At 68.0% G+C, this 26,420-nt stretch carries 13 protein-coding genes; 6 read left to right on the top strand and 7 right to left on the bottom strand.

The window, feature by feature from the left end:
- Nucleotides 1-125: 125 nt before the first annotated feature.
- Genes ACRXBZ_RS42125 through ACRXBZ_RS42110 form a run of 4 tightly spaced genes read right to left on the bottom strand, consistent with a single transcriptional unit; the run spans nucleotide 126 to nucleotide 6,068 of the window.
- Nucleotides 126-572 (bottom strand): hypothetical protein, encoded by a 447-nt coding sequence (locus ACRXBZ_RS42125; RefSeq protein WP_433883582.1) that lies wholly within the window; start codon nucleotides 570-572, stop codon nucleotides 126-128.
- Nucleotides 569-2,671, bottom strand: a complete 2,103-nt coding sequence (locus ACRXBZ_RS42120) for an integrase (RefSeq protein WP_433883581.1) — start codon at nucleotides 2,669-2,671, stop codon at nucleotides 569-571. The genes ACRXBZ_RS42125 and ACRXBZ_RS42120 overlap by 4 nt, the downstream gene beginning before the upstream one ends.
- A complete protein-coding gene (locus ACRXBZ_RS42115) occupies nucleotides 2,668-4,605 on the bottom strand; it encodes a hypothetical protein (protein ID WP_433883580.1) in 1,938 nt (645 codons plus the stop codon). Before ACRXBZ_RS42115 ends, ACRXBZ_RS42120 begins: the two co-directional genes overlap by 4 nt.
- Nucleotides 4,605-6,068: a site-specific integrase gene (locus ACRXBZ_RS42110; RefSeq protein ID WP_433883579.1), complete on the bottom strand. Its 1,464-nt coding sequence runs from the start codon at nucleotides 6,066-6,068 to the stop codon at nucleotides 4,605-4,607. Before ACRXBZ_RS42110 ends, ACRXBZ_RS42115 begins: the two co-directional genes overlap by 1 nt.
- 363 nt (nucleotides 6,069-6,431) lie before the next feature.
- Between ACRXBZ_RS42110 and ACRXBZ_RS42105 the strand changes: the two genes are divergently transcribed.
- Together ACRXBZ_RS42105 and ACRXBZ_RS42100 are read left to right on the top strand one after the other, a co-directional pair.
- Nucleotides 6,432-6,908 (top strand): hypothetical protein, encoded by a 477-nt coding sequence (locus ACRXBZ_RS42105; RefSeq protein ID WP_433884278.1) that lies wholly within the window; start codon nucleotides 6,432-6,434, stop codon nucleotides 6,906-6,908.
- Between the two features lie 179 nt (nucleotides 6,909-7,087).
- Nucleotides 7,088-7,807, top strand: a complete 720-nt coding sequence (locus tag ACRXBZ_RS42100; RefSeq protein WP_433884277.1) for a CAAX protease — start codon at nucleotides 7,088-7,090, stop codon at nucleotides 7,805-7,807.
- A gap of 159 nt (nucleotides 7,808-7,966) precedes the next feature.
- On the opposite strand, the gene ACRXBZ_RS42095 is transcribed toward ACRXBZ_RS42100, so the two are convergent.
- From ACRXBZ_RS42095 to ACRXBZ_RS42085, 3 genes are all read right to left on the bottom strand, one after another.
- Nucleotides 7,967-8,371 (bottom strand): DUF6292 family protein, encoded by a 405-nt coding sequence (locus ACRXBZ_RS42095; RefSeq protein ID WP_433884276.1) that lies wholly within the window; start codon nucleotides 8,369-8,371, stop codon nucleotides 7,967-7,969.
- 32 nt (nucleotides 8,372-8,403) lie between these two features.
- The gene (locus tag ACRXBZ_RS42090) at nucleotides 8,404-23,139 is read right to left on the bottom strand and encodes an AAA family ATPase (protein WP_433884275.1); all 14,736 of its coding nucleotides are present in this window, start codon (nucleotides 23,137-23,139) and stop codon (nucleotides 8,404-8,406) included.
- Between the two features lie 406 nt (nucleotides 23,140-23,545).
- Nucleotides 23,546-24,058, bottom strand: a complete 513-nt coding sequence (locus tag ACRXBZ_RS42085; protein WP_433884274.1) for a DUF4158 domain-containing protein — start codon at nucleotides 24,056-24,058, stop codon at nucleotides 23,546-23,548.
- 286 nt (nucleotides 24,059-24,344) lie between these two features.
- Here ACRXBZ_RS42085 and ACRXBZ_RS42080 point away from each other — a divergent pair, with 286 nt between their 5' ends.
- The 4 genes from ACRXBZ_RS42080 (at nucleotide 24,345) to ACRXBZ_RS42065 (ending at nucleotide 26,339) form a co-directional block, all read left to right on the top strand.
- Complete coding sequence (locus tag ACRXBZ_RS42080; protein ID WP_433884273.1) at nucleotides 24,345-24,707, top strand: hypothetical protein; 363 nt, start codon at nucleotides 24,345-24,347, stop codon at nucleotides 24,705-24,707.
- Between the two features lie 19 nt (nucleotides 24,708-24,726).
- Complete coding sequence (locus ACRXBZ_RS42075; protein WP_433884272.1) at nucleotides 24,727-25,011, top strand: hypothetical protein; 285 nt, start codon at nucleotides 24,727-24,729, stop codon at nucleotides 25,009-25,011.
- A gap of 146 nt (nucleotides 25,012-25,157) precedes the next feature.
- Nucleotides 25,158-25,514, top strand: coding sequence for a hypothetical protein (locus ACRXBZ_RS42070; protein ID WP_433884271.1), 357 nt, complete (start codon nucleotides 25,158-25,160; stop codon nucleotides 25,512-25,514).
- Nucleotides 25,515-25,601: 87 nt separating this feature from the next.
- The gene (locus ACRXBZ_RS42065; RefSeq protein WP_433884270.1) at nucleotides 25,602-26,339 is read left to right on the top strand and encodes a M50 family metallopeptidase; all 738 of its coding nucleotides are present in this window, start codon (nucleotides 25,602-25,604) and stop codon (nucleotides 26,337-26,339) included.
- Nucleotides 26,340-26,420 lie beyond the last annotated feature (81 nt).

The raw sequence follows: 26,420 nt of genomic DNA, 5'->3' as shown, positions 1-26,420 counted from the left end.
TCGGTCGTCGTCCGCGAGCTCGGCGTCATGCGGGAACGCGGGATGTTGCCGTGGGAGTGTTCTTCGCGCTCAGCGTGTCTCATGAGACATCCGGTGGGAAGCCAGCGATGCGTCTGGCCTCGGGCCTAGCGTTGTTGGCGGGGGCCGCGGGGACGAATGGGCGTGACAGTGGTTGAGACGTCCTTTTGGAGCTGCTGCCGGAGTGCTTCGTTGTCGTGGAAGAGTGCGGCGATCGCGGTGTGGGCGGCCTTGAGCTTCTTCTCCAGGAGCGTGCATTCCTGGGTCTTCGAGGTCAGGCGCTTCTTGAGGTCGGCGATGGTCGCGTCGCGTTTGGCCTCGCCGGGGGTGGCCTTGCCGTGGGCGGCGAGGTGCGCGTCCCATTCGGCCAGGATCGCGTGTGCTCGGTTCATGGTCGCGCGGCTGACCTGGGCCTCTTTGTAGAGGTTCTCCTTCGTGAGGCGGCCGTCGGTCCGTTGCGGGCGGCCCTCGAAGAGGCGGGTCATCGCAGCCCGCAGCGCGGCGGCGGTCTTGGGACTGATTTGGTCTTCGGGGGTGTCGGTGGGGTGGGTCACTGGGGCTGGCCTGCCATCTTGAGCACGTTGCGGGTGATGTCCAGTTCACGTTCGGCGAGGTCTCTGCGGCAGGCGGGTGTGGAGGGGCTGTTGATGAGCTGGAGCTGTTTGCGCTGGTGAGAGTCATAGATCGGTAGGTGCTCGGGGCCGATCATGCTGTTGGCGCATCGGTCCGGTCGGCATCGTTCGTCGAGGGGGCCGGTGTGTCCTTCGGGGACGATCGCGTTCTCCAGGCAGACGGCGCCGACTGGGTTGGTGTGATCGGCGGTGCAGTTGTTGAGCATGCCGAATCGGATGTGGATCCTGGTTGTTCGCAGAAGGGTCTCGGCGGTGCGGGCGTCGCCGTTGCGGGCCTTGACAGTCGTGGTGATCTGGTCGAAGGCGTCCTTGACGCGTTCGGCACCGGGCCCGAATCCGATCTCCTCGCCTTCGGTATGGCGGTGGTAGAGATCTTTGATCTTGCGGAACTTGACATTGTCCAGCGCGTCTTCGAGGTATTTGACCCACTCGGTGTCGGAGGCGGCGTAACTCTGGGTGGTGGCGTTGGCGAGGGCCCGTGTGGCGATGTGCTTGAGCTGGATGCCGCTGGCGATCTCGGAGCCGGGGAACTGGTCGGTGAGCATGGCCATCGTGCGGCGGAACATGTGGGGCCGGATGTAGGTGGTGGGGATCTCGTCGAGCCCGGTCATGGCCCGGTTGGCGTTGGCGAAGGCCACGAACGCGGCCAGCATCCTGACGCCGAGGATGGCGCCGTCCTGCATGCTGGCGGTGACTGGGGAGAAGATGCGTTCGGGGTGCAGGGAGATCGTCTCGGCGACTGCGAGGGCCTCAACGACGGGTTCGGCGACCCACCAGTGCTTGCCGGGGCGTTGGGTGGTGCCCTTGATCTTGGTGGAGGCGATCGCGGGAGTGCTGTAGTGCTCGACGACGGGCTCCCGCAAGATCTCGTGAATCTCCGAATCGCGCATCATAGAGAGGCCCACGACCAGCACGAATGCCGCATCGCGCAGTGCCGTTTTGAGGTCGTTCAGGGCACGGCGTTCGATGCCGGGGTGCCATCCCCCAGTGCTGCCGTCCGGCCGAGCGACCTGGCGGAGCTCCCCGGTCAGGGCATGGGGTGTGATCCGCCCCTCGGCTGCAGCGTCCAAGATGAGGACGCGTCGTCGCTTCGATGCCGGGGAGTCCGGAGAAAAGGCATTCGAGCGGGTGGACGCGTCGAAGCCCAGGAGAAGCAGCAGCAGGTTCCAATTCACCTGCGGGGTCTGGTCATTCGACGCTGCGGGATGGACCGGGATCTTGTTCTGAGGGTCCGCGAGCCACTCCTCAAGTCGTGCGTCAAAGCCGAGCATAGAGGAGGTCGCGACGGCCAGGAGCTCGCTGAGGCGACGGTCAGCACGCAGGACGTCGGGGGCGAAGTCGTGGATGTAGGCCCAGGCGGCCCTGATCAGCGGGAACCAGGTCTGTGGAGGAACACTGGGGGTGGAGATCTTCTCCATCCTGTCCCGGATGTCGCGGGCGACGTCGCGGGCACTCTGGCCCGACCACGGATCTCCGGCAGGCCAGGGCAGGCTGAGGGCTGGCTCGGCCGCTGCCAGGCTCTTGAGGGTAGTCACGTGGCACCTGACCGTTCCTGCGGCGGTGCCTGCGGCAGCTAAATCGGTGATGCGTTGCCGCAGGTCCTCCACTCTCCATGCGTCGGGGTGAGCCGGAAGCCCGCTCTCACGGCCCCAACGCGCTGCCGTCCGAAGGCGCGAGGCGATGTGGGCCAGAGTTCGCGGGTCGCCAGCCCTTTCCAGAACGACGCCGCTCTTGAGGACCTGGGGATGCCGCGGGTTGAAGACGAGCATGATGAACTCACGAGCCAGCAGATTCCAGTACGGGTCCTCCAGCTCCAGGCTGAACATGACCTTCCAGCCACTGGCGGAGGTGTTGGCGGGCCGCTTGAGAACCCCGTTGAAGTCCCAGCAGCCCGTATCGCCGAACCGGGGGACGTAGGCGCCGGGCTCGCGAGCCCCGGGCAGCAACGAGCGGCCGGCGACGACGGGTTCGTCGTCCCGGAACAAGGGCGGACGTCGTTGCTGGGGCAGCGTGACGATCATGCGTCGAACTCCGTGTTCGCGGCCAGCGGCAGGTCCAGGACGGCCTGGCCGGCTTCGATGTGCTTGAGGGCCAGGGCGATGTCCTCGGGCGTGCGGTCCTTCAGGACAGCTCGGAGGTTCACCCAGCTCTGCCCCCATAGTCGAGCGAAGACCGGCGGGGCCAGGACCGTACGCAGTCTTTCCAAGTGACGCTGGAAGAGCAGAAGTTGAGGCAGGTTGGAGGGCAGGATCCAGGCATTGCGGCACTCCAGGCAGCGCAGCGGCGCGACGGCGCAGAGTTCGCCGGGGCGGCTGTAGGGCCCCTGGTAGGGGTTCTTGCAGTGGGAGACGCCCATGTCGAGCTGGCCGGACATGATGGCCTCGGCCTCCTCGGCGGACAAGCCGGTGTCCTTGAGCAGGTCGCTGTCGACGGCCGCGGAGACGTCCGGGACGACGGTGGGGCCGTCGACGCAGTCGAGTGCCTTGTCGAACCAGTGCTGCTGAGCCGTGGTGATCGTCCGGCCGGACAGGATCCGAAGGGTGGTGCCCTGTGCGTAGTGGCCGGCGAAGGCTTCCTCGGTGTGATCGTCCGCCGCGTCGCTGATGCGGCCTTCGGTCACGATGGCCTTCTCGACCTTGACCGATTTCCGCAGGCGGCCGATGTTCCGGTCGCCCTTGATCTCGATACCCATGGCGTCCAGCCAGTGGGCGAACGTCCTCCGGGACTGGGGATCCCATTTGCCGAACTCGGGGGTGAAGCTGGGCGAGACGGCGCCGGTGACGAAGAGCGTGTCGGTGACGTGGGGTGCTTTGGCGCGGACCCGGGCGGTGGTTTCCAGGAGCTGGCGGACCACCGCGCTGGCCTCGCGCCGCGGCCAGTCCATGGTGATCTGGTGGTCACTCGCGCTCTGCGGCTCCAGCTCGTCGGCGGATGCGGGCTGGTCTCGAAAGGCCCTGTGCCGCAGCAGTCGGGCCCTGTTCTTGAGGAGGGTGAGCCGGACTCCCTTCGGCAGGAACTCCACCTGTTTCTCGCCGAACCCGGTGACCTCTTCCGAGGTGTAGCCGGTCGCGTCCATCAGCAGGACGCGGAAGGCATGCAGGTCCATGGTGTGCGGATACAACCTCGCGAACAGCTGTCTCACCAGCTGCTGTCGCGCCGACTGCGGAACGAGGGCCCTGCCGGGGGCGGCGGCGAACGCCTGCAGTTCTGGTGGCCACTCTCGGGACGGAGGTATGTGTCGGCGGATGTCGTCGGGGGTGATCTGCTCGTGGGCCAGTCCGCAGAGCAGGTCAGCGATGCTGGTCCAGCTGCCCGCGTTGGGGTGCTGTCCTTGCTCGGCCAGAGCCCAGCCCTCGTCCAGGCGCTTGCGGGTGGCGTGGACGCTCTGCCAGGCGGCGCGGATCAGGGCCCGCTTCTCCGGCCGGGTGAACTCGTCCCGTTCCGTCTTCTCGCCGCCTGCGAGGAGTGCGGGCCCGCGGGCCCACCTGGCCAGGTCCGGTGCAACATCACGATCGGAGTGGTCGTCGCGACGCACGACCAGCAGCCGCAGTCCGGCGGCCATCACCGCGGGATAGGTCGAGCTCGGAGCGTAGGTCTCGGGCAGGGACAGTTCCCAGCCGATCAGCAGGTCAAAGAGCCCCTGATCGGCCAGGCCCACCGCCTCTGCCTCCGGCCCGAGCTTCTTGTCGACGTACTCGCAGAGCCGGTTGATCGCCATGTGATAGGTCCTCGCGTGGGATGTGATGGCGGTGGCGGCCACGTACTCGACCCACTCGTCCGCCAGCTGCATTGCCAGTCGTGTGCAGCGGAAGCCTGACGGGTCCACTGCCAACAGCTCTCTGGGGATGCTGATCACTCGGGGGCCGATGCCGCCTGGAGGGACGGGATTCGCCAGGGCCATGAGCAGGCGTTCGCGTTCCTGCTTGCTCCGATACTTCCGGCGCGGCTTCGACATCAGCGAACGCCCTTCGTGCTGGCCAGGGCGTGGGAGGCGATCTCGGCGTAGGTCGCCTCGTCGTCGCCAACCCAGCTGGAGAACGCGGCCTCAAACTCGTTGATCAGGTCGTCCGTGTACTGGAGGTACTGGTAGGTGGTCTCCGGGTTGGAGTGACCGAGCCGACGGCTGACGATCAGCAACGGATTGTGCCGGATATGCCCGGTCAAGTATGAGCGGTGCCGACGGCGGCGAGCCTGCATGTCCGGCTCCTCGCCGTCCATGGCGTTCTCCAGATAGGTCAGCAGCTGCAAAGCGTACGTATGTCTCAGGTCGTGCCATCTCCAGCGCCGGGTGGGCAGGTGCGGAGTGGTCCGGTCGGCGAGTTCACTCATGCGCGTCCATGCCCGGTGGCGGTAGCCCTTCCAGGCGTCCGCCCCCGGCATCAGCCCGCCGCGGCAGACGAACAAGGACAGCGCCTCCAAGCCGAACTCGCCTTCGTGGACGGTGATCCGCCGCAGTTTGGCGGGCATGGCGGACATCTGGAACTCGCGCACGACGCCGTCCAGGATGCCCCGCACCCTCCCGCCGGCGATGTCGACCTCACCGACGACAAACAGGTCGCGGGCCTTGCGCTCCAGGCCTCGGGCGGCCCTGCGGACGATGTCCGGACGCTCCAGGAGGCAGAACAGGTCTGCGGAGGCGACCGCATCCTCGGGGACGTAGATGTTGCGGGCTTTGCCGTACTTCGCGCAGGCCTGAACCGTGTATTCCACGGCCCCGCCCGGCATCCCGGGCCACAGCCCCATCTCGGGAAGCAGCACCGTCGACCACTCCCGCCACCGTCCCCCCGTTCCCAGGGCCAGATCGGAACCGGCCCGGCCACGCAGCGGTGACCACCCGCGAAAGCGCTGGTCAACCGTGGCATCAGGCAGCTGTCCTCCCAGTCCCACGTCCCGGAAGTACCGGTACTGCTCGAAGTTCAGATGCCGGATGTCCATGCTGGACCGGACCTGCGGCGCCAGCGCGTTGCGTCCCCGTGCCGCCACCCGCGCCGGCCGGTGCGTCAAGATCTTGCGGTCGACGAGGAACCCGTAGAGGTCGTCCTGGACGAACGACTCCTTGCCCCACGCCGACCAGCCGATCGGCTTCTTCTGCCACCGGGTCCGCTGGTCGCGGAACGAAACGAGATCCGACTCAACCGCCGACAGCACGTCACTGCCCAGGCCCGCGAGATGGTCATCCAGGCGGCCGACCGCCCGCCCGTAGTCCTTCAGCGTCGTCTCGTCCAACAACGCCGTCGACAGGTACCTGCCGTACTCGCACAAGGGCGGCACCGGCATCTGCGTCTCCTCGTCGAGGAACACCGGCGTCCCGTCGAGCACACCCCGCCGCTTCAGCAACGCCTCCACCTCCGCCGCGGAGATGACGTCACTGTCCAGGAACCTCTCCAGCAGCCCGGACTGCACAAAGGCAAGATCCACTCTGCACCCTTCCCAGGGGCCCGGAGAGGAACTCCCGTCGGCTCACCTGTCTCGTACCACCACAACGGATCGAGACTGAACCACAGATCTCATGAGACAGATCTGAACAGCGGAAAGAAGGAGTGGATCACCGACGGCACCCGGCTCGTACGGCAGGAGACCGCCTTCGACTCGATAGAGGACGCCCTGGAGCGCACGGCGGAGGTTTACCGGCGCAACTTGTGGAGTACGCAGGCACGGCGGGTCGAGGTGTGGTGCGAGAGCGACTCGATCGCCGGGGTGCTCCAGCCTGTCACCTCCGCTTGGGGAGTGGGCTTGTACTCCTGTCGCGGCCAGTCCAGCAAAACATTCGTACACGAGGCGGTGCAGCAATATGTCCGGCAGGGCAAGCCCGTGACCGCGGTCTTCGCCGGCGACTGGGATCCCAGTGGCAGGTCGGTACCCCGCTCGGTGAACGAACGCATGGAACGCTACGGCAACGGGGAACTCGATCTGGACTTCCAGCAGATCGCGGTTAGCGCCGCCGACGTCCGCACGGGACAGTTCACCAGTCACGACGTCAATACCCGAGACGTCAACTACCCCCGCTTCCGCGAGGAATGCCAAAGCGAAGGTCTGGATCCGCACATCGCGGTCGAGGTCGAAGCCCTCAGCCCCGGCCTGCTGCGCAGCAGGCTCGACGACGCCCTCGCGAACCTGGTCGACGACGTGCGGCAGTGGAACATCCAGACCCGCATCGAAGAATCCGAGCGCGAGCTACTGTGCACACTGCAAGGTCACATGGGCGAGATCATGCAGCGCACCCCAGACGAGCGCGAAGAAGACGGCGACGGCGAGTAGCCCGCCAGGGGCGCCTGCCGTACCGCTACGGTCGCCACCGTCTGACAAGGCCTGCTGCTCCCGAAGGCCCGGCAGGGTGGCGAAATGAAAGTGCCCCCGGCGCGTACCGAAGTACTGGCGGCCCGGGGGACTTCGGCACCGATGCTAGCAGATCGACGCCGAGTTGGTACAACATCGCGGTGAGTTATCACCGGGCGTTGCCGCCGACCGAGCTCCCGCCGCTGCTGTCCGCCGAGAGGATAGGGACCTACCACCGCCTCGCGCCAGAGTGGGGCGTTGACCCGATCGAGCTATACCTGATCGGCGTCGAACTGGCCTCCTCCTACATGGCTGATCTCCACTTCGTCGAGGTCACGATGCGCAACGCCATGAACGACCAGCTAACCGCACGATATGGACCCCTATGGTGGGCCAACGCCGACTTGCTCGACGACCGATCCCAAGCCGCCATCGCCAAGGCCCACGCCGATGCCCACTTCGGCGACGGAGACCGGCCGGGGCGGTTGCTCGCGCAGCTGCCGCTCGGGTTCTGGGTGCACCTATTGGAAGTCGGCGGGCACACAGGCAAGCCGCCCTTCCGTCAGCGACGAGAATACGAGGCCCTGCTCTGGCGTCCCGCCCTGCGGCACGCCTTCCCGCACTCCTCCCGGCGCCGAGACGACGTCCACGCCACCGCAGCCCGCGTCTATGCCCTGCGAAACCGCGTGGCGCACCACGAGCCCGTCGTCAACGGCGTCCGGCTGCCCGGCGTTCCCCGCAGCGCACCCGGTGCCTACCGCAGCCCACGCGAAATCCACGACGATCTCGTCTCCCTCGTCCGGATGATCTCCATACCGGTCGGAGACTGGGTCGCCCACCACAGTCGCACCCCAGCCCTGCTCAACGGCGTGCCCCACTGACGGTGGTTACCTACGGAGACGTGAAAGTGCCCAGGCGGTGAGGAAGGGGTACCTGAAGAAATGAAGAGCGCCACCTGGCGGGTGGCGCTGACACCTGTCACAGGAGGATTGCCGAAGGGCCGTCTTTTGGTGGAGACGGCCCCTGACGCACCGTAGCAGCTAGGGAGCGAGCGCGGTGGCGAAATCGGGGGCCGTGTCGCCTGCCGTGCGCAACCGTCCGTCGGCACGGGAAGCGATGACCTCGGGGTGTGTGATCACGCTGCCGACCCAGGCCGCGACGACCTCGGGGGTGGGCAGGACGGAGATGCCGCGGTAGATCGGCGGCGGCGCCAGGCCCACGCCCGGTTCGTAGGTGATGCCGATTTCCCAGCCGGTCTCTTCGTGCCAGGTCAGGGTGAGGGCATCGAGGTCGGTGAAGGCGATGTCGTCCTGGGCGGTGTCAAGGTCGATGGTGGCGGTGCGCGGCACCGTGTCGGCATCGGCGCGGTGGGCCAGGACTCGCGTGTCGTCGCCCGCCAGGGCGGCGACGACTGCGTCGATGTAGTCGGCAAGGCTGCTCGGCATTGCTGCTGGTCCTCCTGATCGGGTGTGGGGGATTACAGGGTAGGGCGGTGGGCTGACACCGTCTGGTTGGTGGACTGCGGGCGAGAGGGCGGCGGCACGGGCCTGTTCGTGCCGCCCGGCATGGTGGAGGCGCCGGGGCGCTTGCCCACTGGTTGGGTGAGCGCGGCGGCCGCGCCCCGTGCGGCGGACCGCCGGGGTGTGTCCTGGTCGCGGCCGGAGGTGGCGTACGGGCCGGGCTCGGCGAGCCGCTGCCTGAGATCCCGCGCGGCGGCCGGCATCGGGGAGCCGTCGAGTTCGGCGCTGGCCTCGCCGCGCAGCACCGCATGGCGGGCCAGGCGCGGCAGCAGCGTCGGCTTGCCCGCCAGGGTGCGCGCCAGGTCCGCAGCCCGCTCCTCATCACGCAGATTGAGCCGCACGTCCAGGTGGTGGCCTTCGACGAGGCTCTGCGCTCGCAGCGCCCACCGCCCGTCGATTTGGGCGGCCTCGATGACCGTCAGCCCGCCGTGGTCGGTGAACTGGACCTTCGAGGCTGTCTCCCACTCGGTGTGGTCCTGTGCCGACCACGACCGTGCCACTGGTTCCGGCTCCTGGCCGCCTTCGGCCGCGTCCTGGTCGCGGTGCAGCGCGAGCGTGGCCTCCTCGGTGGCGTCCGCCGGGGCAAGGTCAATCCGCACGTCCACACCGGTGCTGGTCAGGGCGTGCGCGGCGGAGCGCAGCACATGCACGGTTCGAGGTGTGGCCAGCCGCCCGCGGCTGTTGTCGATGGCCCAGGCTCCTTGCGTGCCCGCCGGGGTGATCGCCGTTGGTTCCCACCGCCAATTGCCCACGGTGTGGCCCTGCAGGCGGGCCACGTGCAGCGCATCACGGATGGGATCGCCGGGCTGGGTGCCGAACAGCAACAGCCCGTGCTGCTGGGAGTGGTGCAGCACCAGCGTCCGACGCTGCCGCTGAGCAGCACCTCTCGTTGGCCCGCGTTCGGCCTGCTCGACTTCGGCCTCGACGCGGTCGGTCCGAGGGGCTGCAGGTACAGCACTCCGCTCGTACTCGCCGTCGGCCGCAGCGGTGCGGCTCGCGTGGACAAGCTCGGTGCGGCACAACTGCACGATCATGGCGAGGTCGCGCGCGATCGCCGCGTTCGCCGCCGCGCTGGCCTCGTGCGGAATGGTGATCTCGCGCGTGGAATGGTCGGTGCCCGCCGTGTCGTCACGGTGCTGGAACACCGAGTAGCCCGCGCTGACCAGCACGCTTGTGAGAGCGTTGTACACCGCCTGCTCGGAGCCCGCTGCGATGTTGAACCGGGTGACCGCCCATTCCACCGTATCGTCGTCCCTGCTGGGGAGTCCGTCGTTGAGGGCGTCCGGCGCGATGTGCACCGGGGGAAGATCGCCGAGGTCGATGGAATCGGGCACCGCGTCATCGAGTAGTTGACCGGTGTGGTGCCATGCCAACGCCTCCTCCAGACCCTCGACCGCCCACCGGAGCGGCTCGGTAGCGGCGCCGACGTCAATCACGCCTGGCTCAGGAAAGAGGCCCGTAACGGCTCCTTCTCGGACGACGACGGTGAAGCCCGCCTCGCGGGACAGCTCGACGAGCTGATCCCATCGATGCTGCAGCTCGGTATCGGTGAGCGCCACGAGATCAGCTTCATGCGCGCGCTCGGCCGCCGACTTCGGCCGTGGCTGCGCGTTGCGGGGCATGGTCATCGGTGGCGGCGGCGGTGGCGCGGGCCAGCGATCTGGCTCAACTGGGGCAGGTTCCGGGATCAGCGCCTGCTGCTCACCGACCTCGGCAGCCTGGTTGACATCGAGGGCTTCGGCGGTCGAATTCGCTTGCTCCACCTTCGTGGTGGTGTCTACGACCTCGGAGACATAGGACGACGCCGGGTCCGCGCTGGTCGGAGTGGGGTGAACACTGTGGGCGAGGTCGTGGATGATGGTCCGCCAGTCGCGACCCATCTCCAGCTCGGCGGTTTCGAGCCCGTCGAGCGCCTCCAGCATCCGCCGCGGATAGTTCCGGACTTGGGGATCATCTGGTACAAGAACGTCGACCTCTTCGCCGCCCACGTTGACGATGAACATGCGGGCCCTGGTGTAGCCGTGATCGTCGACCTCGGTCCAGCCGCGCGTCGTGAGATAGGTCGTGAGGCCCTGCGGTGTGATCGTCCGCAGCGCTTCTTCGAACTGGGCACGTGCGGCCTGCCGCAGGTCGGCGGCGCGCGCCCGCGCGGCGGCCATGTTCTCCTCGACGGTGTCCTTGCCCGCGGGGGCCCGCAGGCCCAGGCGGTCGAGTGCTTGCTGGAGGCTGGCGCGTTTGCGGGCGTCGCCGTCGTCGATCTCACCGAGCTGGACATCGACATCGACGGTGAACCCTCGGCTGCGCAGCTGTTCGGCGGTGGTGGCCAGGCATTCCAGGGTGGTGGCCGTGACCGGCCGGTCCCTGGTGCCCACGATGTACCAGGCGCCAGGGGTTTCGGTACCAGTGTGAATGTTGTCCGACCACCACCAGTTGCCGGGCCGCTGCCCGGAGCGCTTGATCTCTCGGAACACCTTGGACAAGGCGTCGCTGGGCTGGGTGCCATACAGCACTACCCCGGCGTCCTGCCGGTAGTGCAGCTGAAGGTGCCGCTCGGGCTGGGAGCCGTAGCCCTGGCGGCGCAGGTCGGACGCGGCGGCCGAGAAATCACCGCCGTGCTTGACCACCGCGTAGGCCCGCCACTTGGAGTAGGCGTGTTCGGAGTCGAACACCGTGGAGGTGGAGAAGACCCACAGGTAGTCGCCGTGGTCGCCGCCGGTGACCGCCGAGATCCCGCGGGTTTTTCCGGGCCGTCGCCAGTAGGTGGCGTTGCCCTGGGTGGAGACCGCAGTCCAGCCGTGCGGTTCGAGCACGTCGTGCCAGCTGCCGCGGACGTCGAAGTCCCGGCCCGGGGTGAGCTCGCCCTCTGCCGCGCTGGTCGGTGCGGGCGTGGGGATCGGTTCGGGGGCTGGCCTGCGGTCGAGTGCGCGCAGGCTGATGTGCAGCTGGTCTCGCTGCGCGGCGGTGATCACCGGCAGCGAGCCGGGGTGGCCAGTGACGATCTCCCATGCTTGGCCGCTGGCGTGCGTGCCGGGTGGGGATCCGGCGGCGACGACCATGCCGTGTTCACCGCGGGTTTCGGCCAGCACCCGCAGCGGGCGCCGACCGCCGGAGGCGACGGTGTCGCGTTCGGCGGCAGTGAGTTCGGTGTCGGTAGCCTCGCGGGCCGCCAGGCGCTGGTTACCCTCCACCCCGCCCTCGACCCGCACGAGCAGGTGGTAGCCCCCGGAGGGGGAGCGCACCACCAGACCCTGCTCGACCACCTGCCGATACAGCTCAGCCGAGCCGGCCAGCACCGACTCGCTCCACTGCTCGAACAGGCCCTCGGCGACCGCGCGGCCCTCGAATTCGATCATCTCCAGATCACCGGAGACCGCACCGCAGACCAGGCCGATGCCGTAGCGGTCCTGCTCACCGAACCAGCCGAGCAGTTCAGCGTCGGTCGGGCGGCGCTGCTGGAACTCGGTCCACGACTTCAACGCCGGCGCCTTGGACCCATCGGTGCACACCGGGATCACGCTGACCCCCGCCGCAGACCAGGCCCGCGCTGCCTGCAACGTCGAATCCCAGGACACTCCGCCTGTGGCTTGCGCGGCACTGCGCTCAACCACCTCGCCGTCGACCACAGCGGTACTGGCGGGGTCGTCGCGCTCCAGCTCAGCGTCGACGTCGCCCTGTACGGTCCGCGCGGATGTCGCGGCTCGTTCGGCCCGGGTGCGGCGGGCGATTGTGTCGGCGACTTTCTCCAGCCGGGTGACGGTGACGCCAGTTCCAGCGTCGTTCAGCATCTGCCCCAACGGGCTGCTGTGGGTCCGGGTGGTGTCCAGCCACTGGATGGCGCCGCGCAGCGCCTGCACGACCTCGTCAGGTCCGTTCTGCAGCGCGGCGGTGACCCCGTCGGTCACGAACATGGGATCCGGCTTGGCGTCGAGCAGGTGCTGCCGCACCAGCCGGAGCGCGATCGGGTTCGCCCGGCTGGACGTCTCGTCGGTGGGGATCCGCCACGCCAGGCTGCGCACGCGCTCCTTCCCGGAGGAATTGCGCTCCGTGGGGCGCAGCTCGTCCTGGCTGAGGAATGCGTTCTGCAGCTCAGCGACCATGCGTGCCGCCTGCAGCGACTCCGGTGTCGCCGAGGCCTCCCGCAGGCGCGACGACACAGCGCGAAGCCGCTTGATCACCAGCGGCGCCGCCGGGTCCAATGGCGACAGCTCGTCTACGGGTGGGGCCCAGGCCAGCTCCAGCACGTCCGCGACCTCGCTCAGGCGTACCGCCAGGTTGCGCGGACCCGCATCGGAGCGAAGTACTCCGGCAACGACCTCGTTCACCAAGGGCGGGGAGGTGGCGAATTCTAGGGCGAGTGCCAGAGCATGATCGATGTGCCGGCCGTAGCGCACGTCGGTGGACGCCAAGACCAGTCGGTCCGACAGAGGCGCGCGCCACAACGGCTGCAGACCGTACACCAGAGACGAAATCTGCCGCACTGCCACGTGGCGGCCCTGAGCGAGGTAGCCGGGCGCTCCTAGGGAGAGGAACGAGCTGGTCCACTGATCGCTGAGGGTAGCCAGCTCGGTGTAGCGCAGCAGCAGTACCTCCGCAGCGGCTTGCATGCTGACCTGGGTGCGTACGGATTCGTCCAGCGTGGCGGAGGTCTGGTAGCACACCAGCTCATCCGCCGAGGTGTACAGCGCGGTCATCCACCTGGCGCTTGCGGTGTCCTCCATCAGCCAGGTGTGCACCGTCCCGCCGACGGTTCCTTCTACCGTCGAGGACACCTCCTCGTCGCGCTCCAGCGCGATGCGAAGCAGCGCGCGTTCCGGATCCCCGGATGCCAGACGTGCCTCGCGGGCGATCCCCCGCGCGCGTTCGGCGGTTTCAGCCGGTTGCGTCGCCGCGATCGTGGCCGCCTCGTCAGACGTGTCAAGAACGTCGTCCTGCTGCTGCGTGATGGTCACGGCCTCGTGCGCGGCGGAGGTTTCGGGTGCGGCATGGTCGAGGTCGAGGATCCAGTCCAGCGACCCCAGCTCGGTGCGCAGTTTGCCGCGGGTGACGGTGACGTAGGACAGCCGCAGCTCGTCGGGGGCGGGCAGTTGCAGCTCGTCGTTTTCGTCGGTGGTCGGGGCCCGGAAGTCATCGGCGATGCGCACCGTGTCCCATTCGCGACCTTTGGCCTTGTGAGCAGTAGAGACCACCAGGTCCGGCCCCGGCTCGCCGTGCTCGTCGACCAGCTCGTCGACCATGTCGATCAGCCCGTCCGGGGTGTGCCGGTCCACGAGCCGGACGAACGTCAACAGCCAGGCGACATCGTGCTCGGTGGCGTACTCGCGCACCTGCTGCCAGTCGGCGAACCCGGACAGGTCCGGGTGCTTGGTGGGTTTCCCGCGCTGCAGGTCTCGGGCCGCGCGGGCGATCTCGCGGATCTGCCCGCCGCCGCCGGCCAGTGCGACGCGTTTGCCCGCGCTCAGCCCGTCGGCCACCGCGTTGATTGCGGCGATGTTGGTCCGGCACAGGATCGCATTCGGGTCCTCGACCGGCTCCAGCCGCGAGTCCAGCGCCGGGTTTCCCTCCAACCGCAGGTCGGCGCGCAGCAACGTCAGGAACCGGTTGCCGAGCGCGGCAACCTCCGGGCCGAACCGCCAGGACTGCGTCAGCGGCAGCACCTCGGTGGCCGGCCAGGTGCGCAGGGCATCGCGGGCGCCGCGGAAGCCGTAGATGGCCTGGTGGGAATCGCCGACGACTACGGTGGGCATGCCCTGCTGCTGTACCACGTGCTCCTGCACAGGGTTGATGTCCTGCGCCTCGTCGAAGAACAGCAGGTCAGCACGAATCTCCGGGTTCGAGAGCGCCCAGATCTTCTGATAATCGTCGTGGGAGAACGCCAGCAGCCGCCCGTTAGGGGAGGCGATGTCCTCCCACGCGTTGCGGGCGTAGTCCAGCACGATCTGCCCCGGCCCCTTGGGCACCCGCAGCGAGGATGCCAAGTGCGTGGTGGTGATCTGCCGGTCGGCGCTGTCGCGGTAGGCCTTGAGGGTGTGCAGCACCAGCGCCCCCAGCCGCTCGGGCTCCAACAGCTCATCGTCGCCGTAGGGCACCGGATCAGTGACCCCGAGCGCGGCCGCCACATCCCGCGGCCACCGAGCCCCCTCACCGCGGTTCATCCGGGCGATCTTGTCTCCGAACGGGCCGTTGGCCAGCTGCCGTCGTGCCAGGGCATGCATCGTCACGGCCGTGACGTTGCGTGGCATCTTCTCCCGGGCCTCTGCGGCGATCGTGGCGTTGAAGCAGATGTAGGTGATCCGCTTCGTCGGGTGGGCTTCGGCCATCATCCGCAGCGTCGTGGTCTTACCGGTCCCGGCCAGTGCCTTGACCGCCACGCTGGCGGAGGCCGGATCCGGCGAAGCTACGGCACGCTCGACCGCGTCGAGGATCTCCTGCTGCTGCGCCGTCGGCGGGAACGTCATCTCCGACGGCGCCGACGCTGCCTGCTGCGCGGCGTTGACCTCGGCCACCATCGACCGCACTGCCACTTCCGCCGCGTCCCGGTCCCTCACCCGGCCGTAGTACTCCCACCGCTGGTCTTCCGGTCGCCAGCGGAACTTGTGGTCCTTGAGCACCTTGCGGACCCGGGGCGGATCCCGCCGCGGATCGGTCCCCGAAACCACCAGCAACCGACCCCACCGCTGCACGGTGATTCCCGCCGAATCCTCGCCAGCGTCAACCTCGAAGGCCCAACCGGCCTCCAACGTCGCCTCCTCCGCGGCTGGTTCAGTGACGGGGGCCTCGGCGTTCGTCGAGTCCTGGGCGGTGGCTTCCGTGTCCTTGTCCGTGTGCTCGGCACTGCTGGTCGCCTCACTGCCAAGCGGCTGACCTGCTGTTACAGCACTGCTCTGCTTAGCATCGGCATCCTGGTCAACGGCGTCAACGGCGTCAACGGCGGCGGGTTCGGCGGGGGCGCGTCGGATCTCGTCGATCCTGCGCATCGCTTGCTGTCGCAGCGCAGCGGCCCGTGCTGCAGGAATCTCTTCGATGGCGGGTTCGCGGTCCAGAAGGTCGTCGGGGGGCGAGTCGAGCCGGGCATGCTCGTCGTACTGGTCCGCTTGGTCTAGGAGAGCGGAGACGTCAACGGGCAGAAGACCTGCCTGCGCGGCGTGGTCGGTCTCGGTCTCGGCCTTCCTGATCAGGGCAGTCCGGTTCTGGTTCGCGAAGCGTGACAGCTCGTCGGCGGCCGCCAGTTCGGCCTCGGGGGACCAGGCCGGATCGGTGATGACCGTGCGCGCCGTATGGTCGATCGAGGGGGCGCCCGTGCCGGGCGCCCGCCGCCACACGTAGCCGTCCCTCCATAGCTGTTCGGCGACCCACCGTGCCTCCGCTTCGAGCAGCTGTCGATCGTCCTCACCCTTGGATTCCACGTCCGGTGAGATGTTCTCGACCTTGGCGGGCGAGGCGTCGGCCTCCAGCTCCTTTTCCCCGGCTGGGGCGTCCAGGTCGATCCCAAGCTCGTCGAGGCGCTGCAACGCCTGGGCACGCAGTGCGTCGGCCGCAGAGGCCAGGGAATCCGCAGGTGAAGGGGCGTTGTCCAGGAGGTTGTCGGGGCGGGGGTCCCGAAAGGCCGCGGTGTCGAGGCGGTCGGCGCGGTGGGCAAGGTCGTCGACCTCTGAGGGCAGCAGCCCGGCGGTGCGGGCGCGGTCGACGGCGGCGTCCAGCCGGTGCTCGGCGTCTTCCCGTGTCCTGACCACGGCGTCCTTGAGCTCGTGGGCCGCCTGGCCCTCAGCTTCAGGTGACCAGGTGGGGTCGGTGGTGATCACACGCGCGTCGTGATCGACCGTGCCGTCCCCGCTGCCGGGTACCCGCCGCCACACATAGCCCTGGACCCACAGCTCTTGGGCGAAATCCAGCGCCTCTTCCTGCGGCAGCTGCTCCCGCTCCTCACCGGCAGGAGCCGAAACTCTCGAATCCAGGACATCACGGGTGTTCTGGCCAGTGCTGTCGGCAAGGCCCAGCGCCATCTCCGGCTCTACGGGAGGCGTTGGTTCCGGCGGCGTGGCGACTGCGGGGTCCGTGCTGGGCTCGGCGGCCGCGGGGCCGCGCTCCATAGCGGGCACCATCTCCACGGTGCGCACATCGGCGTCGGCGAACAGCCCACGATCGAGCAGGCGCTGCGCGCCCTGCTCCAGCGAGGCATCCAGGTAGATGTCCAGGACCGGTTCGATGTGGTAGCTCCTGCTCAGCCGGACGAGCAGGTCACGGGTCCGCGACAGCAGGTCCTCGGTGTGCGGCTGGCCCTGGCTGCCCACCGCCCGCCATGTCCCGGTCTCGATCTTCTCCCACTTGCCGACCCGGTTTTCGAAGTGTTTGTAGTCCCGGAACATCGAGCGTGGGTGGTCATGACTCTCGACCAGGCCGAGCATCATCAGCCCGTGCTCACGGGACAGGTGCAGCATCCGGCGGCCGCGCTTGGTCTGCGGCACCGGCACCGGACGTGCGGGCACCAGCTCACCGCTCACCGCCAGGCCGGCGGCCTGCTGCGGCTGATCGCCCACGCGATCCGCCTCGTCAGAGGCGGCTTGGGCAGCAGGGGTGGCCGTGGCCTCCGGAGCGCCGTCGTGGATTCCGAGTTCGCCGAGTCGACGCAGGATGGTCCGCCTCAGCGCGTCAGCCTGCCGCGCCGGATGGTCTTCCAGGTCGTGCTCGCGTTCCATCAGGTCCTCGGGGATCCCGAGGTAGTCGGCTCGGTAGTTCAGCCAGAATGCTTGGTAGTCGTAGTCGGCGATGTCCTTCGGCAACTCGCCGAGGGCCTGGGCATGATCGACGGCAGCGTTTGCTTGGGCGCCGAGCGCGACCCGCGCCTGGTAAACCTCAAAACTCAGGGCGTCAGCTTCCTGCACCTCGTCCGGGAGCGCGTGGGTTGAGTCGGTGGTGACTGCACGCACGTCATGATCGACCGCGCCGTCGCCACTGCCAGGCTCCCTGCGCCACACGTAGCCCTCTCGCCACAGCTCCTCCGCGATTCTGCGTGCTTCGGTACGAGCCAATTCGTCGTCCGAGGCGTCGTCGGGGCGTTCGGTGTGGGCCTGGATATCAAGAGCCAGCGCCAGAGGCTCTTCGGCCTTCGCGCCCTCACCGGGGTCGGGAGCCTCGTCGACCGGCGCCGCCTGGGTTGAGAGGATGCGGGAGTCCTTCCGGGCATCACGGTCCCGGTCAGTGCTGGCTTCTTCGTCGTGGACGGGCTGCTGCTGGTCCGGTTCAGCTGCCGTCGCGGCCGGAGCGTTGTCAGCTCCAGCGACTGCTGCGGTGTCGGTGGCCGCGGTTTCGGTGGCCGGGGGCGTGCTGGCGGGCACGGTCTCGCCGTCGACCACCATGGGCGGCAGGCTCTGCGTCAGGCCCGGGATCTCCGACACGTCCGGGACCTCGTGCAACAGTTCCACCTCGGGTCCGGCAGGAGCCGAGCGGTTCTCGGTGGTCTGCTGCTGGGCAGCGGTCGCGGACTGGGGTTGGCCTCCGCTGAGATACTCGGCGAAGGCGCGGGCATCGTCGGCGTCCAGCTCCAGTTCTTCGTCCTGATCCACGGTCTGCAGGTCGACATCGTGGGGAAGGTGCCGATCGGCGACGAAGAGCTGCACGTCGCCCCCCAGCAGCCCTGCCATCGCTCCGGCGTCCTGTATGACCAGGTCCGCCACATCATTGGGGTCATACGCCTGCTCGTCCGCAGCGTCCGCAGGCTGGTTGTCCGTGGCGGGGGTCGGCTCGGTGTCGCCGTTTTCCATCTGGGATTCGATCGAGGCCACTCGCTCGCGGGCGGACTGCAGCTCAGCGGCGTGTGGGAACGGCTTGCCAAGCTGCGCCTGGCCCTGCTCGATCTGGCGTTCCAGGGCATCGTGGTCGGCCTGCAGATCAGCGACGCGGTCGGCGGCCTGGTCGACGGCGTCGCTGATGGCTTTGGTGATCCGCCAGTACTGGTTGGCGTGGCTGACCCATTCCGGGCGAAGCGCGACGGTGCCCAGCCCACCACTGCTGAGGTCGGCATTGAGGTGCCACGCACCCAGCACCTGGCGGGCGCGAATGGTGACGGGGATGCCCTGGTAGGAGATGCGGTCATGGCCGCGGCTGCTGCGGCCGACCATCGACGCAGTGAGCAGCTCACCAAGCACACCGTTGACCTTGTCCTCGTCCAGTGGCTGCCCGCGGCGCTGCCAGCCACTGGAGTCGGTTCTGCGCGCCAGCTGGTGCGCGGTGGTCATCTTCTGGCGCAGGACACGCTGCCCGTACCGCCAGTTCTCGATGTCCTGGTCCAAGGCGCGCTGGGTGCGGGCGTGGCTGGTGGCCAGCCGCTGCAGCCGGGTGACCTCCTGTTTGACCTCGGCCTGCTCCAGCAACAGCGGGTTGCCGGAGGCCAGGGCTTTGGCCTCGTGCATCTGCAGCACGGTCTCGTCGAGGTCGATGTCGATGTCCTCGCGAGACGGCGAGCCGCTGAAAAGCTGCGCGATGAACCACGCTTTGCGCTCCAACGTTTGCCACATGAACGCGTCGAACGATCTCTCGGTGATGTACTTGTAGATCTCCACCGGCTCACCGAGGTCGAGCATCATGTTGCCCACCCGCAGGCCGCGGCCGTCGCGCTGGGCGACGTCGGCCGGTCGCCACGGGGCGTCGATGTGGTGCAGGGCCACGATCAGATCCTGCACGTTGGTTCCGACACCCATTTTGTCGGTGCTGCCCAGCAGCACGGCGACGTCGCCGGAACGGCATTGGGCGAACAGTGTGGCTTTCTGGGCGGTGGTGTTCGCCTCGTGGATGAACCGGACTTTGTGCGCTGGTACGCCCGCGTTGATCAGACCGTCGCGGATCTTGCCGTAGACCTGGTCGCCGTGATCGTTGCTGGGCGTGCCCTGATCCAGAAAGCCCAGCTGGAGACTGCCGACGCGCCCGTCGGGCCACTGGCGGTCCTGGGTGCGTTCGTAGATGCCGGACATGGTGGCCACGACCCGCTCCACCTTGCCGGGCTCGGGGTCAATGAGCCCGACCAGCTCCGGATCCAGCGCGGCTTTACGGCCATCGCTGCAGATCTTGAGCATGTTGTCGACATACGGCGGGGTCGTCGCCAGCGAGTCGATGCGCCCGGTGATGTCCTCGATGTAGTCACGCTGCACGGCCGTGGGTGGGATCAGGACGTTCTCGAAGCGGCCGGCGGGACGTTTGAGCCCCAGCTTCTTGGCGTCGCGCACGTCGGCGATCGCGTTGTAGGCGCCCATCAGCTCGGGCGGGTTGCGGAACCCGACCGGCCGGTCCTTGAGCCGGAAGCTCACCCCGTCGGTGCCGACCTCCAGCCGCGAATCGATGCGAATGAAGGTGTTGAGCCACAGGTCGAAGTTCGCCACGCCCATCTGCTTGAGCCGCTCGGGCTGCAAGTAGTGCTGCATGACGTAGATCTCGACGGGGTTGTTGCTCAGCGGGGTGCCGGTGAAAAAAGTCGCGACCCGACCGGTGGGGTTGGTGCGCCGCAGATAGGCCAGCTTGTTGTCCAGGTCGGTGGCCCGGTTGGAGCCCTTGGGCAACGAGATCTCGGGGTTGTTGGCGCGCAAGTGGAGGTTTTTGAAGTAATGCGCCTCATCAACCAACAAATAGTCGCAGCCGAGCATCTCGAAGGTCACCGCACCGTCATCAGCGCGATGGGCTCCCAAGCCCGCCTTGAGGGTGACCTGCTCGCGTTTGAGTGCCTTGGCCAGCGCCTTGGTGCGCCGCGATTTCGGGTTGGGGTTGCATCGCAGCGCGTCTTCCAGCTCACTGGTGTGCTCGGCGAGGTAGGTCGCCTGGGTGCCCGGTGTCACCGGCAACGACTCGAACGCCGAGTGGGTCATCACCACCGCGTCCCAGTCCCCGGTGGCGCAGCGCGCGGCGAACAGCTTGCGCTGATACAGATTGGTCCGCTTGCCGAGCTGCCGTTCGTCGGCCATGAGGATCTTCGCGCCGGGGAACAGGCGCTTGCCGTCGCGGACGATCTGCTCCAGCAGATGGTTGGGCACCACGAACAGTGGTTTGCGCGCCAAGCCCAGCTCCCGCAGCTTGAGCGCCGACATGAACATCGTGGCGGTCTTCCCGCCGCCCACGTCGTGCCCGCACAGCTGGCTGGGGTTGGACAGGATGCGGTGCACCATCTCCCGCTGATGCGCATACGGGTCGAAGCCCGGGTCCAGGCCGGGGAACGTCAGGTGCGCGCCCTCGTAGGAGCGGTTGATGAAGCTGTTGAATTGGCGGTTGTACACCCCGCAGAGCCGGTCAGCGCGCTGCGGGTCCTCCCACGCCCAGTCCGCGAAGCGGGCCCGCAGCTCCTGCTGCTTGGTCACCGCGGCCTGCGTCTCGGCAGGGTTGGTGATCTTCTTGTCGTCGGCGGTGGTGTCCTTGATCTTCGGCGTGCGGCCGGTCAGCGCCAGCTCGACCAGCTGCACGCCGTTGATGCGGGAGGTGCCCCACTCCCGCGCGGCTGCGACGCTGAGGTCGCTGCGCTGGGTGAGGTTCCACTGGCTCACCTGCGGCTCGAACTCGATGTCCACCCGCATTTTGAGGACCTCCCGGACGAACTCCTCGACCACATCCGGCGGGATCCACACCGCCCCGAGCGAGGCGGTGATCTCCTCCGGTGTCAGCGGTGTCGGCTGCACCCCTTCCAGCGCCGTGACGTTGCGCTGGTAACGCTCCGGGTCCGCGTCGTGCGCGGACCGGGCCAGCTCCAGCTTGCTGACCACGTCCCCGGCCAGGTACTCCTCCCGCTGCTGCCAGGCCAGGGCAGCCGGGTCGAAGAAGATCAACTCACCCAGTGCCTCCGGCACTGCGTGAGGCGCGGTGTCCAACAGCTCGCCGATCCGATCCAGATCCACCCGGCCGGTCTCATCGAGGCTGATGGTCAGCGCGTGCTCCGGGTTCTCCGCCCGCTCCAGCCGGGGGCGAGGCCGATTGACGCGCCGGTGGAAGATCGCCGCCTTTTTCCCGGTGTTACTGGCGTCGTCGAAGTCCTCAAGGGACAACACCAGCGGGTAGTCCGGATCCGCGGCGAACCCGCCCATCGACGGCCGCCGTCGGGTGACCTTCGGCAGGCCGGTCTGTTCGTCGGCGCTGTCGGAGTTGTCCGCCCCCGGCTTCGGGGTCTCGGTGGCCACGGTGATCGTGGCGCGGTTGATGAACCCGAACTCGCCCTGGTAGGCGTCGTAGCGGGTGTTGAGGCGCTCCCGCAGCGGCTCCAGCGCGTCATCGGGCAGGGAATGGTCGGCCTCGGCCTCCAGCAGCTCGGCCGCGGCGTCGCGCACCCGCACCAGGGCGGTCAGCTCCCGCAGCGCCTTGCCGGTCATCGGTCCTTTGTCGACCCGGACCTCAGCCACCTCGCCCGGATCCTCACCGCGCTGCTTCGCGGCGGCCCGCGCCTTGTCGGTGGCCTGTTTGCTGGCTTTGCGGTCCTGCACCATCACCGGCGCCAGCACCCCGCCAGTCACCTGGAACGCCCTGCCGTCGCGGATGTGGAACGAGCCCTCCTTGCGGCCCTCGGCGTCCGCCAGCGGCACATCGGGCACCTGGGCGGCCTGGTCGCGCCGCACCGCCGCGAACACCCGGTCCTGCGCCCGCGCGCTGGCCACGATCTCGCCTGCGGCCCGCTCGAACGCCTCCACCAGCTCCGCGCCCTGCGGGCCGACCACGCGCATCGTCCGCCCATATGCCTGCGCGTTCTGCGGCACCATCTCGCCCAGCACCCACTCCGGGTGCTGGTGGAACACGGCGTTGACGTGCGCACCGTCCAGCGCCGGGTGCGGCACGCTGCGCACCCAGGCCGGCGCATCCTCCAGCAACTCCGGTGCCTGCTCGCCCGGGAGCCGCTTGCGCAGCACCAGCACATCCACCGGCACCTCCGTGCCGCCCTCGGACAACGCGCCGCTGGGCAACCGGAGAGCCCCCAGCAAATCCGCCTGCTTGGCGATCGCCAGCCGCGCCAGCGGGGTCTTGCCATCCAGCGTGAAACACGTGGTGACCAGCACCGCCACACCGCCCGGCGCCAGTGCGTCCACCGCACGCCAGATCGCATAGTTGTGCAGGTTGGCGGTGACCGACTCCGGAACCTCCGGGTTGACCTCATGCACCGCGACGTCCTCGAATGGCACGTTGCCCAAAACCGCCTCCGCCAGCGGCAGCGACGTCTCCTCCAACGCCGACGCCCGAATCGTCGCCTCCGGGTGCAACAACGAGGCGATCCGCGCGGTCGAAGGATCCTTCTCCACCCCGACCCAGGCGATCTCGCTTCGCAGATCCGCCGGGGTACGGTCCAGGAACATGCCCGTGCCGCAACCCGGCTCCAGCACCGTGCCACCGGAAAACCCCAGGTCCCGCAACAACTGGTGCATCCGGTCGGCGACCAAAGGCGGGGTGTAGAACGCGTTCGGGGTCGCGAAGAATCCCTCCCCGTATTCCTCCGGCGACAGCAACGCCAGCAGCTGGCCCTGCATCTGCGCCCACGCCCCCTCCGGTTCCGGCCCCAGCGCCTTCGCCAGCGGGCCCCACCCCGAGAACCCCCGCAACACCTGCAAGTCAGCGTCGGAGGCGTCCACACCCGGCTTCACCAACCGCTGAGCGGCCTCCAGCGCCGCGATCGACGCCCGCGCCCGCCCGATCTCCCCAACACCCCAGTCCGCCGACGGCAGATCAGATGATTCGGTGGCCACCAGCACCCCCAGGTCAGCGGAAAACAGCTCTGCCCACCACCGTGATCACCACCTGGCCCACCAGCACCGAATTGACCAGTTGACCTCTCAGTCAATCGGCATACGACTTACCGAAGCGAGAAACCGGGTGTTCGAGCGCTGCAGCGGGGCGGCACGACCTCGGTGTCGAGGGCAACGGCTGGCGCGAGGACCGCACCCGCCTGGATATCGAGGCCGACTTCCCGACCGGCGAATACGAGCCCCGCCGCCGCTGACTCCCGATTACTACGAAGACATACCGGGGCCCTTAGCCGAAGAGGGCGTGCCGATGGCCTCGGCCGTCGGCACGCCGGCCGGCGGCGCCGGTTCGGCCTTGGCGGGGACCGGGCGGAGATGTTGCCCGGTGCTGGCCGCATCAATCACTGCATCACTGTGCATGGGTGGTGTAGGAGTCGGCCGCTTCGCCGGCCACGCCGAGGACGGCCACGCGCACGGCGGTGCCGGGCTCGATGCCGTAGTCGGCGGCGCGGACCAGGAACCCGCAGCTGCACACCACGTCGAGTGCGTCGGCGACGTCGGTGTGGCGGCCGATTTCACGCCAGCCGCCGCTGTCGGTGGCTCGCACGCTGACCGTAACCGTGCCGGGTTCGAATACCTCGACGTCCACTAGATCCTCCAATGTCAGATAACACGCATTAGGAGTGCCGCTGCTGGGGGCGTCGTCCCAGGAACGAACGGCATGGGACACCGCGGCCGTCGGCGCGGCCTGGACGTCCTCGGGCACGAACCCCAACCAGGGCAGCGCGCACAATTGCACGGCAAGCCCAAGCTTCGCCGGGGTGCCCCGCGCGGACTTGTTGACCCAGGCCACGTCCTCTGGGGTCAGCGTGAAGTACTGGACCAGCTCGTCACGGCTGACCTCGACCGGCCACGACTCCACATCCCCAGACGATCACCCGGCATGATCACCGGGACCACATAACAGCAGGTCGGAACCTAAAACGTTGTCTGCGGCGCGAAAGCTACCGGAACGCCGTAACGGGATGGGCCGAGCCGTTTTAGCGGCTCTACGGCGGCGCTCCGGAAGGAGCCGTGCGTTGGTCGGCCCGACGCGAAATGATCAGTGCATGGATCCGTGGGTATCGAACCTCATGCGATTGTTCGTCCGCCCCCGTCGAGGCTCTCCACAGCCACGAAGTCGATCGCAGTTTCAGCGGCTGCACCCGTTGGCCACCGGCCCGATTGGTCTCGGCGACGTCCGCACGGCCAAGCCGAACGTGGTGCGGGACCACCTGCGGCGAACACGACAGGAGTTCATCTGGGCCTGTGACGACCTGACCGACCTCGACGTCACGGTCGACCGGCAGTTCGCCACGCCGGCAGCGTTAGTTGAGGCCGCGTTCGCTGACGTCGCGATGCGCGAGCATTACCACGTCAAGCGAGACGGGGTTCCGTCCGTGATGCTGCTGCTCCTGGAGCCGACGTTTAACAAGATCGCCACCGTCACCAAATTCCGCTACCTAGCCAAACACGGCGACGACTCCAACACTTCAGTCCTGGTTGTTTGCAGCTGGCTACGTCCCACCTGAAGAGATCGGGACCACAGAGATGATCCTGACCCTGGCCAAGCACCCTGACAGCGCCGCGGCCTACGCCGCGCTGAAGAAACTGCGCTGGCGGCCCACTACGAAGAAGTGCTGGGCACAGGTTGTTGAGCCGGTCGGGGTCGCGGTGTTCGTCGACGAGGACAGCTTCGTAGACGTCGGGGTTCCACCCGGCATGCAAGGGCGGTGTCGAGAGCTGGTGCAGGGCACCGGGTTCGAGGGCGTCGACCTCGACTTGGACACGCCCCTGAGCCCTCCCCGCGTTGGTCATGGCGGGTTCCTGCTGTGAACAAGTCGACCGCTACGTTCACCAACCACAACCACAACGACGAGGAATTGGCATGACTGGCCTCGACGAGGCAGACCTCGAACGCCGAGCCCTCAAGGCGTATACCCGCAGCCCGCACGAAACGGCAACGAAGGAGAAGCGACAGCATGAGCTGGATTCAGGTGCAACCGAGTGCGCCGCTGACCTGGAAAGCGATCCGCTGGACCGGGGCCAACCTGGACGACGTTCGCGAAGTGCTGGGCGGTTCCGTCTCCGAGGAGTACGGGGCCATCGGCGGTCTGTCGAACGGGAAGGCCCAGCCTGGCGACTGGATCATCTGGCCACCGCTCGGCATGCAGCAGCCGCCGTTCAGCGTTCGCCATGAGCAGTTTGTTACGGACTGGCAGCAGGACGAATGGACGCCCGAAGAGTGGGAGCTTGCCCGATCAGTGATCGCCAACGATCGCATGAAGGAAGCGCAATGGCGGGCCATGGAGGAGAAGTTCCCGGAATTGCGCGACTAATCCCATCACCACCCCACACAGTTGGGTGACATTCGGTGAGGCAGACTTACACCGTTTGTGATCACGCTTGGGAGGGGCGGGGTTTCGGTGCCAGAGCAACCGCACAGCGGAGGGTTCGCCGACCAGCTCGGCACCGTGATCTCCACGATCTCGTCCCCGCCGACATGGTGGCTGCTGCTGATCACCGGCCTGCTGGCGGTGTTCATCCGGTTCGCTGGCCGGTGGTTCTGGCAGGCGAACGTGCTGACCACCATCGTGCACGAGGCCGCGCACGCGTTGGTGTCGCTGCTGTGCGGCGGTGGTGTCCGCCAGATCATGATCACCTCGCCGGATTCCGGCGTGTGCATGTACCGCTGGATGGTGACCCGGGGCGAGGCTATGGTCCGGTCGTTCGCGGGCTACGCGATGCCCGCGCTGGCCGGGTTGGGGTGCGCGGCGCTGTTATCGAACGGCTACGCCTCGTGGGTGCTGTTCGCGGGGGCCCTGGTGATGCTCGCCGTGCTGCTGGTGGTTCGCGACGGCGTGAGCTTGCTGGTGGTGCTCATCGTCGGCGCCTTGTTCGCCACCGTGCTGTGGTGGGGGCCGTTGTGGCTGCACCTCGGCTTGGCGAGCTTGGTGATGTGGCTGCTGCTCATCGGCGAGATCCCGGGCGTGTGGGACCTGGTCAGGGACAGGTTCAGCTCCGAGGTGGCGTTCGAAACTGACGACGCCTGGTCGTTGTACTGCAACACCGGGCTTCCGGCGCCGGTGTGGTTCGCCGCCTGGTACGGCGTGATCGGCTGGTGCTGCTGGGAAGCGTTCTGGCTGCTCTGGCCGGTCGCGTAACCGGGCGCGTAACCGGGCGCGGGCCGCGCTGATCGCTCGGCGCAGCACGATCTGAAATCCACCACCAGGCGGCCGTTCGCG

It is taken from the genome of Saccharopolyspora hattusasensis, assembly GCF_050972075.1.
GTDB classification, from domain to species: domain Bacteria; phylum Actinomycetota; class Actinomycetes; order Mycobacteriales; family Pseudonocardiaceae; genus Saccharopolyspora; species Saccharopolyspora hattusasensis.
Note: the sequence above shows the minus strand (reverse complement) of the source record. Positions and strands in the feature narration are given on the sequence as shown.